The sequence below is a fragment of the Portibacter marinus genome (assembly GCF_021533195.1).
Classification (GTDB): domain Bacteria; phylum Bacteroidota; class Bacteroidia; order Chitinophagales; family Saprospiraceae; genus Portibacter; species Portibacter marinus.
Genome location: NZ_JAJNKB010000017.1, coordinates 1 through 9,946, shown reverse-complemented (window position 1 = coordinate 9,946; position 9,946 = coordinate 1). Strand labels below are relative to the sequence as shown.

The window sequence follows — 9,946 nt, the reverse complement described above, 5'->3', positions numbered from 1 at the left end:
ATTCAATCGGACATCTGAAGTCCATCACAGGGAATCAGTGATATCAAGTAACGAGCGAAAGCCGGCTTAAGCGTTTATTCAAGTCATTCCAACCTACTGAAATCAAGGGTAAATGAAATATAACGGTGTAATGCATGGTGAGTATGAGCGATAGCGAAATATTCACTCATGCATATTGTTACCTGTAGTTTTTAATCTTAATCTAAACACTAGTCCAAAAGATTCCTTAAGATAATCCAATTCATATATTATATCTCCAAATTCCCAGATTCGTCCGGTCCAATTTCCATTGTCAACATCTTCTATTTCTTCATTGAGAAACTCTGATCTATTGCTTTGATCCGTTCCCAATTCTCTTACTATTATATCGATTACATTTTTCATTTCAATCCAAAAGACAAAATCAGAGTAGTTACCATGTTTTTTATAGAATGTTAAAACTGTTTCATTTTCATATTCACTTATCTGCATTCTATTGAAAAAATTCTTGAAATATGGTTCAATTTTATGGATTCTAGCCGGATTAAATTCGTCATCCACACTATCAAGAAGAATAAAAGAATTTTTAATGAAGTATATAATCTGCTTTTCAATAGTTTCTTCAGGTGGGTAAATCTTTTTCTTTCTAACGGTCGTAAAAAATTCTGTGGAATTACATACTTCAGTTGAAATATTTAATTCCGAATAAAGTGCTATGGATTTACGATAAGTATTCCGATCATCCGTTACGAATATATCACAATGAGCCCCATAAAATGAATGAGAAGCGTCATCAATCAAATTTGAAATTTTATTGTCTTTATTATAACCGAACATGTCCAGTTGTATGTAATAATTTGAGAAATAGTCAAACCTACTAGCTTTCTTGTTTGAATCTTTGATAATGTCTGTAGTAAGAGACAAAAAGCTTTTCTCAATCTTATTTTGTTGTAATATTTTACTCAAATACAGAAAAGGGTTCCCCCACTCTTCTGTGTTAGTATTAATCTTCATGTCTTTATTGGAAGTCTCTCGAATCGATTTAAAAATTCTTTCAAACTTTTCAGAATCATTCAATAATTCCATGATATCTTTCATCAAATTACCAAAATTGTTATTAACCTTTGAGTGTGAAAAAATCTCTTTGAATTCGTCATATTTATGAGGTAACTTATCAAGTTCACTGAAGTCAATTCCAGTTGGCAGTAAGTTTAAAATTTTGATATAGGAATGCCAAAGTTTCCCCAAAGGGTCATCCAAATCAAAGAGATTTTCAAAATCAAATGGATCTAGATTATCATTGTCCACGTAAATTTCATTGAAGTATTTGAGTGGATTTATTCTTTGTGGATTAACAGTTTTATCTTTATGTCGATAATAAAGACAATAGTCATTTGTCAAAGTAGAAATATAAGCTAAATCCTTTTCTGTTTCTATCTTTCCTTTTTCAGATTGAAAATATGATCTTTTCAAGTCTTGTAAATGAGCTGGAGAAAAAGGGATCAATACAGATTTATCGTTTAATTTAATAAAGTTTTCAATTTCATTGAAATTTGTGTTCCGCTGATTCCTCATGTTTGAGAACAAATTCCAATCAATGTAAATTCTTATCATGCTGTGGTTAAATTACAGGTAACGGTGATGACAAGCGAAGTTTCGCTCCTCATTAATTATCGTTTTTCCAAAAATATGAATTTTTAGTTCTGCACATCGCATTTCATGCTATTCGAAGCGAAATTGCGTCTTGTCTAGTGTTAGGTGGAGTACAATTTAAGCGTTGGGCTCCATCTGAAAGTCTTGTCAGATTATAGATAATGCCGTTGGAAGACTTGATTTTATCATTTAAAATTAGCGGACTCAGACGGACAAGAATAGTAAGCTGATTATCGGAAATTAATTGACATGTTCGGAATTCCAATCTCAATCTTACGTGGTGAGAAAAATCAGACAGCAAGACCTGAATATCGAAGTAAACTGCATGAATTTAAGATTCGATTATCGTGAGAACAAAAGTGATCATAATTTGTAAAAATTCACTTTTAAAAAATACGCTATCAATTTAACGTGCGCTGGCAATGCACCCAAACGCAACCCTCTAATCACGTCCTTGTCAACTATTCTGAATCAATTTTCAGGACTTTCAAAACGTGAAACGTATTCCACCTAACGTGATAGCGACATCCAGAGGCCTGACGAAGGAAGGCTTATGTGATGTCGCATGTTAGGCACCGTGACATCTTTGAGTAGTATCGGCAATTCTTTCAAAACTTTCCGCTCTTGTAAATTTTATTAATCTTTCTATCTACTATTCTTGTTTATTATCAATGCTTCTTGTATATATTTTCTAGTCCATTCTTCATTAACAAGAGGAAGAAATTTAATAAGATATCCTTTTTGCCATTGTAGATCGTCTGGTATTCCTGATAGAATAAGAAAATCTTGATTGGTAGAATCAAGTTTTTCTAAATTTTTCTCTTGCTTTTCCCAGTTCTGTAATATGTTTGAGCCGATGTAAGCTTCACTTAATATAAAACTCCCGTACCTATAAAATAGCCATCCTGAATTTCCTAAAATTTTTGGTGTATATTTTAAAGCACGATCTAGATTTGTCCAATCAATGTCGTCTTTGTCACAAATTGAAAATAATTGATTAAAATACTCAGAATATCGTTTATCTTCTAAGATCCATGATGAACTACTTGGATTTTCGTTTATAAAGTTGATTTCTATTTGCTCAAGTTTTTTAAAAAGCCTAGTAAGGCTATCAATTTTTTCAGATTCTGTATTATGCAAATAGCTTACCTCTTGGATTTTACTATTCAACATTAGTTTTTCATCTCGATGATAATTAATCCATTTATTCGCAAGAATTGTGGCCTCAGCATCAATTCCTTCAAACTGAATTCCAGGACCGTAGAAGTTGACGTTTAATTTTGAAAGTTGGTGTACGTCAACTACAATAGATAAGTAGGTTGAGATAAGAATTTCTCCATAATAAAGGTCCCCAATTGACAACCATATTTGATTTAACTCTTTGAAGCATTTTCCAACGATATAAAACTCTCCCTTTCCATTTATTGCAATATCTTTAATAAGATGGCCTGAAGGCGTTACTATTGAGGCTTTAATCTTTATACCCTGTAAATCAATTGCTTCATAATTAATAAATTTTCCTTCAATTTTATATTCTTCGATTGTAGCACTGGCGGTTAAAAAATTAAGCAGCAGGAGAATTGTTACTAGTTGATTTAAAAATTTTAGTTTTTGCATTTTTTTAGATTTTAAGGAATACCCTTTACATGTGTATTATCAGAATAATTAGATAGAAATGACATCCAATATAAAGATGCTTCTTCTTCAATAATTTGGTGTATAGACAGCTTTGAAATTATCTCCATGGTGCCTAACGGTGATGACAAGCGAAGTTTCGCTCCTCATTAATTATCGTTTTCCAAAAATATGAATTTTTAGTTCTGCACATCACATTTCATACTATTCGAGGCGAAATTGCGTCTTGTCTAGTGTTAGGTGGAGTACAATTTAAGCGTTGGCCTCCAGCTGAAAGTCTTGTCAGATTATAGATAATGCCGTTGGAATACACGAATTTATCATTTAAAACTAGCGGACTCAGACGGACAAGAATAGTAAGTTGATTATCTGAAATTAATTGACATGTTCGTAATTCCAATCTCAATCTTACGTGGTGAGAAAAATCAGACAGTAAGACCTGAAAATCGAAGTAAACTGCATGAATTTAAGATTCGATTATCGTGAGAACAAAGTGATCATAATTTGTAAAAATTCACTTTTAAGAAATACGCAATCAATTTAACGAGCGCTGGCAATGCACCCAAACGCAACCCTCTAATCTGCTCATTATCAACTATTCTGAATCAATTTTCAGAACTTTCAAAACGAGAAACGTATTCCGCCTAACGGTTTTGCGACATCCAGCGTGCAAGCCGATAGGTGAAGCATGATGTGATGTCGCTTGTTATCAGCTTTTCATTATCTAGTCGCTAAGAGTTTAGTATTAGTGTATTAGGATTGTTTTCATGCTCTGATAAGCTCCATTTTTTGAGTCTACTTTGATTAAATACATCCCTGGATCAAAATTATCAATTTTTAGAATTTGCTTCTCTTCTACTATAAATGTGTTGGATAGGCTTCCATCAAAGCGATAAGCCCTGAGTCTAAATTCTAAATTCATACTATTCTTAACACTAAACTGTCCATTTGAAGGGTTAGGATATATTTTCAAACTTTCATCATTATTCAAATTTAAGCTCGAACTTACTAAATCTTCTCCATCACAATTTTCATCAATTCCGTTGTTAGCTATTTCCTCTGCTTCTGGATTTATTAGAATATTTGTATCGTCACAATCTTCATCAGAGTTAAATCCATCCATGTCTTCGTCAATGATTAGTTTTTCTCCATCGCAGTTTTCATCAATGTCATTATTTGCTATTTCCTCTGCTTTTGGATTTAAGGTCGGATTCTCGTCATCACAGTCATCCCAGAAGTAGAAATTATCTTGATCTCTATCAAGATACTCTACAATAATATTCATTGTTTCATTCGTGATTATTGGATTATTGCTATCAAAATAGATCTTTGCTTTATTTTTCACGCTAGTCAAATCGGAAATATCTGTTTTAGGTCTTATTCTAAATTGAAAATAGCCATTGCTTTCTAAACTATTAGTGGCACTGTCTGGTAAATATATATTTTCAAAATTTAATATTAAAGAGTCTTCATTGCGAAAATTTATCTCAACAGGATGACTACTTGAAAGGTACTCAAAGGAGGTAATATCTAGTTCATTTTGGATTACATCTACTATTTTAACGTCCTTGGCAAAATCATTACCCACATTTTGAAATCGTATTGTATATCTCAAAAAATCACTTTTAAGATTATAGAAACTTCCTTGATTATCAGTGGCTTTGGCAAATGAAAGTTTGTCATTTGGATCAAAGGCGCATCTAATAATGCCTTCTTCTGAGGTTGAATATTCGGTTATTCCACCATCTAGCCATGCAGTAGAAATAATTGTGTCGCCCGCAAAAGTTTCATCAGGGACCATGACATCCAAAGCAATATCATATGTTTGATGAGGATTGATATTATCTATATTCCAAACTAGTGTATCATCAATTAGCTCAAAACTATCTGAAGATTCCAAGATATCTAGCACTGGTGTGTTTAACAGCTTTACTTTGACATCAGTTAAAGGTGAGCATGCATTATTTCTTGTTGTGATGTAGATATTAGAAGATGTAGAACATCTAAGTTTTTGTTGCACTACATTAAAAGCAACATCTACGGTATCGTACAAAGTAAAGAAACCAATGTCATAGTTTCTCGAAAGTGTTACTAAAGAAACGTCTATCGCTTCATGAAAAGGATTACTAGTAAATTTAAAACATGCCGGAAATTCAATGTTAATAAGGTGTAAGCCTTCTGGAAGTGAAAAATTGAATTTTCCAGAGTCCGACGAGATAGAGGTAAGTGATAGTGAATCTATAGTAATTTTTATATTCGCTAAAGGTGTTTCACCTAAGTCAAAAACTCCGTTTTCATTAAGGTCAAAATAAGTTCTGCCTTCTAACTGAAAATCACAGCCTGTTAACAATCCTTCAATGGAATTACACATTTCAGAATTATTCTCAAGAAAGAATTTAGTACCCTGATTCACAAGTAAGCAAATTTTGTCAAAGCTACAACTGTTTAAATTTATGTTATCCATAATCTCAATCATTGATACCTTACTTAATTGCGGAAATTTTCCTAGCTTTTCTAAGCTGATATTATTTGATATTATAAGTTTGCTGAAAAAGGAACTTTCTGAATCATAAATTTCTTCTAAAGCTTCGAAACCTTCAATTTCTCTCAAATTTGGATTATCAATAATCCAAAGATTGCCACGTATTGCTTTTAACTTCTCTAGTGCATCTAATTTTTGAATTCCATTTCTAGATATATCTATAGATCCACCTGCTTCTTCCAATTCACTTAGCGTTATGAAAGAATTTAATCTCGAATTACCCGAAATGCTAACTCCATTTTTTATGTTTTTTGTGTTGTTTAAGAGCGGTAGTGAAATTAGGCTGGTTTCGGAAATCCACAAAGAACATTTAACGTTAAGATTGTGAAACTCAGGAAGAGAATCTATATTGCCTAGGCGATCGAAATACAATGTTTCAACAGATTTCAAGTTTGCAAATGAATTATAGGATTTGATATTTAGACTTGACAATTCAAAGTAGTCATTTATATGTGCAAGATTATTGAAACCATCGATCGAATCTAGGTTCATACAGGAGGTTATGTCAAGCCTTTCCACAGAGGTAATATTGTTAAATGATGAAACAGATCTTAATGAATCTAATCTAGATATACTTAATTCATGAATGGACTCTAGGGAAGATAGAGTTGAAAAATTCTTAATCTTACCTCTTGAAATTGAAAATGATCCAATGCTGTCTAGATGTTGTAAACCATTTAATTCTAATAAATCCTCCGATGAAATACTTAAGTTTTTAATGGAAGTAATGTTCTCTAAACCTTTAAAATTTAATATTCCCGATTTTCTCGCTACATTCAAATTATCGATAACTTTTATCGAAACTAAATCCGTAAAATCAGTTAGATCGGATTCTGTTATTTGTAAAGAGCCAATGTATGAGAGATTCATAAATCCTTTCAGGTTCGAAATTGCATCGTTTCTGCTGTCTACTTCAAGATGACCTGTGATCGAATCACAGTTGGGATAATTGAAAATAAAACTATCTATCTCACTTTGAAAAGATATCATCAAGTTAGTAGGACACTGAGCATGCATTGAGCTTTTAATCAGAGTGCAAAAGAAAATTAGGAACAGACTCTCATAAGTATTTTTGAACATGGTAAATATCACATTTTTATGAATTTGCCAAAATATAGTAAGAAATTCAAAAAAAGAACAATAGACTTAAATCAATATTAACATTGATAACTTAGCTTATGAAAGTTATAATCTATGTGTAGTTATTAGTTCATCAAAAGATAAGGCTTCTCATCTGATCGTCCAGAATTGCTGATAACGTGATAGCGATAAGAGGAGTCCGCCTTTCACAGTGTCCGTTTCAGATTTAAAAATACAACTTTTCGTAATTTTCTCTTCATTATTAATGATAGGGGAGCGGATTACTCCTTATCGCGTGTTATCTCCCGGCGCATTATTTGCGTCGCTTATGCTCGTCACATGCAGCTGTCCCGTTTATATATGTACTTCATTCAAATCATAAGTTTCATTTCGTGGCAATTCGTCTTAATTTGATGTACTTGAATTGTGCTTTTATTATCTCAAATCGTGATCTAAAGTTGATTGAAGGACAATGCCACTCATGAGCGTATAATTGGCATGTACTCGCTAGGTTGGCTTTGCATACAGATCTGATTACTCTTACATTATATGCCTCTATATCACTCGATTGAGTAAAGTTGGAATGTATTTTCATCAAATCGTGATTTTAGATTGAATGAAGGATTACGCCGCTCATGAGCGTTTAATTGAAATGTACACGTCCGATTGGCTTTGTTTATAAATGTGACTACTCTTACATTATATGCTTCTATTTCAATTGATTGAGTAAAGTTGGGATATTATTTTCTTAAATCTTGATAGGAAATTGATTGAAGGACTAAGCCGCTCATGAGTGCTCAGTTGGAAGCTTGTTTCGCGTAATTAGAATGCTGCAGCTTTATTGATCCTATCTTAAATTATTTAGATCGAATTGGAGTAAGACATTTTTTGCAGTCTTACTTTCGCTGGGAAGATAACGGTGAATGATACCCTGCGTCTCCGACGAAGGAGGATATGCTGTGGTATCTATTGTTATGCGCTGGCTATGTTTCAAAGTAATTAATAAGAAAAATTGTTGCTAAATATATCCAAAAGATACTGAATATCATATGAACAAATGTTTCGAAGGTTTTACCTCTCCAGAGTTTACTGGAGTAAACGAATATTTGAAAATATAATCTTATTATCCAGAAAATGCCAAGGCCCAAAGAAATAGTTTTTCCTAGTTCTGTGTTTATCAAGTTGTCTCTTGAATATATACAGAGTATGCCAATAAGAAGTACTACAAGGGCGATGAAGAAAGTATGAGTCTTCATCATTTGTCTATTAATCAAGCTTAATTTCTTTAAATCTTCTTTCCAATTGAAGTAAGAAGGAAATATGACATGCATCGTTGCCAATGCTATTAATAGCACACCTATAATTATAAAATGAACACTGAGTATTTCTGGTGATATCATAAAGTGCATTCGAATATTGACATGAATGGTGTAAATTTCTTTTCTTGGACAGAAGCAAATCCCGCTGAAATAAATGCTTTTTTCCAAACTCTTTTTGAAAAAAAATGATTGAACCCTACGGTGAAGGCTAGAAAGTTTGGAAAGTCTCTTAGATGTTCAACCATAATTACTTTCCCGTTGGGTTTACAAATCCTATAGCATTCCTTTAGGAATTCTACTTTTTCTGGAAATTCTCTGATTTCATGAGCTGATGATAAGAGGAATACTATATCTGTAGATTCATCTTCTTTGGGTATAGAATTAGATTTTATTTGCTCGGTGTTAGGATATACAAGACTTACTTTTCTTGCTCTTACAATCGCTGCTTCTGTGTGCAATTCCTCATCATAGAAATCATACACCTGCAACTCAGCATTCTTGAACTTGTCTTTAATTATGTAACTGGTTTCATCAAAACCTGCATTTATATTTACAATCTCAGATGATAATGATTTGTCCTCTATAAAGTGGTCAAGCCACTTTAACGAATAGTAACCCGAAAAATCATAGACATAGGCAGACACAATAAGTGGCATCAGTAATCCATACATGAACCCTACAATAAGTACAACTGAGATAATAGTGGGAAGCTTAATAGCATATATTACTACGAGTAGTAATGCCAATGCTGCTAGTCCGTAATAATAAAAGTGTCTATTGAAATCTAGAATGTTTAGTACACCTTGGAATGGTCGTCTTTTTAATTCCATATGTCTTTTTTTCCTTTTTTCCAGTAATACGGAATGTCATTTATCTCAAATGCGTTTGCTAAAACGATTTTTTCTAAATCCAAACCGTTTAAGAATCCAAAATTGTATTCCGTTATATCAATAGTCTTTGGTTTCCAATTAGATCTGACTCCTTCTATGATGAGAACTGAGTTGTCTGCAGTATCATAGGTAAATGTAAATGGCAATGGACCTGCAAATCTCCTAGCTTCTTTCCATTTGCTAAATGGAGAATCATCGGGTAGCTCAACTTCATTATCTTTAGTGTTTACTTTGAATAGAAAATTTGATTTGTTAGAAGAAAAACTCCTAATACCATTACTTTCCTTTATGTTAATATCTGTTGTGGTGTAGTTGTAATGTGTAAATATATTCCCAAAGAATTCCATTTTCTTTTTATTGGTTTCAGACTTGATGATATATAATCCTCTTAATCTTTTACCATAGCTTGTATTGTATCTTACGAAAATTCTATACCCAATAAGGAAGAAATCATTACCCAATATTTTTGGTGTCCCTTTAGGTCTTAACTCTTTAGTCTGTACCATAGCAACTGCTATGAATGCCCATTTGTCTTGAAAAGTGTCTAATTCAAGGCATGTAGGTATAAAGGACAGAAGCTGCTCTTTAGGGACTGCAAAAGTGAGGACTGTACAACGCTTAAAATGAGCAGATACAGCAAAAGGATGATTTTTTAGAAACTTCATAGCAATGTTTTTGACTAATGATTCTTATTCAGTACAAATTCATTATACCATACTACTGATGTGCCCCTACAATTTAGGACAACTTTTATAAATAATTGTTAATAACTAAATTGTGAGAAAAATGACAAGAAGAAAGTTTACACCTGAGTTTAAAACAAAGGTAGTTTTAGAAGCTCTAAAGGA

Annotated in this window: 5 protein-coding genes; all 5 read right to left on the bottom strand. The window is 32.7% G+C overall.

All coding sequences use genetic code 11. The features are described from left to right. Nucleotides 1-162: 162 nt before the first annotated feature. The gene (locus L2567_RS20280) at nucleotides 163-1,593 is read right to left on the bottom strand and encodes a hypothetical protein (RefSeq protein WP_235299689.1); all 1,431 of its coding nucleotides are present in this window, start codon (nucleotides 1,591-1,593) and stop codon (nucleotides 163-165) included. Nucleotides 1,594-2,277: 684 nt separating this feature from the next. Further along, nucleotides 2,278-3,249 carry a hypothetical protein gene (locus L2567_RS20275; RefSeq protein ID WP_235299688.1) on the bottom strand — a complete coding sequence of 324 codons (972 nt, stop codon included), beginning with the start codon at nucleotides 3,247-3,249 and terminating at the stop codon, nucleotides 2,278-2,280. Nucleotides 3,250-4,012: 763 nt separating this feature from the next. After that, nucleotides 4,013-6,799 (bottom strand): DUF7619 domain-containing protein, encoded by a 2,787-nt coding sequence (locus L2567_RS20270; RefSeq protein ID WP_235299687.1) that lies wholly within the window; start codon nucleotides 6,797-6,799, stop codon nucleotides 4,013-4,015. Nucleotides 6,800-8,285: 1,486 nt separating this feature from the next. Beyond that, nucleotides 8,286-9,038, bottom strand: coding sequence for a class I SAM-dependent methyltransferase (locus tag L2567_RS20265; protein WP_235299686.1), 753 nt, complete (start codon nucleotides 9,036-9,038; stop codon nucleotides 8,286-8,288). Then, a complete protein-coding gene (locus L2567_RS20260; RefSeq protein ID WP_235299685.1) occupies nucleotides 9,029-9,763 on the bottom strand; it encodes a DUF2071 domain-containing protein in 735 nt (244 codons plus the stop codon). Before L2567_RS20260 ends, L2567_RS20265 begins: the two co-directional genes overlap by 10 nt. Between the last annotated feature and the right edge of the window lie 183 nt (nucleotides 9,764-9,946).

Coding starts and splice junctions, on each gene's coding strand:
- L2567_RS20280 (WP_235299689.1), bottom strand. CDS start 1,593: ATGATAAGAATTTACATTGATTGGAATTTGTTCTCAAACATGAGGAAT.
- L2567_RS20275 (WP_235299688.1), bottom strand. CDS start 3,249: ATGCAAAAACTAAAATTTTTAAATCAACTAGTAACAATTCTCCTGCTG.
- L2567_RS20270 (WP_235299687.1), bottom strand. CDS start 6,799: ATGATATCTTTTCAAAGTGAGATAGATAGTTTTATTTTCAATTATCCC.
- L2567_RS20265 (WP_235299686.1), bottom strand. CDS start 9,038: ATGGAATTAAAAAGACGACCATTCCAAGGTGTACTAAACATTCTAGAT.
- L2567_RS20260 (WP_235299685.1), bottom strand. CDS start 9,763: ATGAAGTTTCTAAAAAATCATCCTTTTGCTGTATCTGCTCATTTTAAG.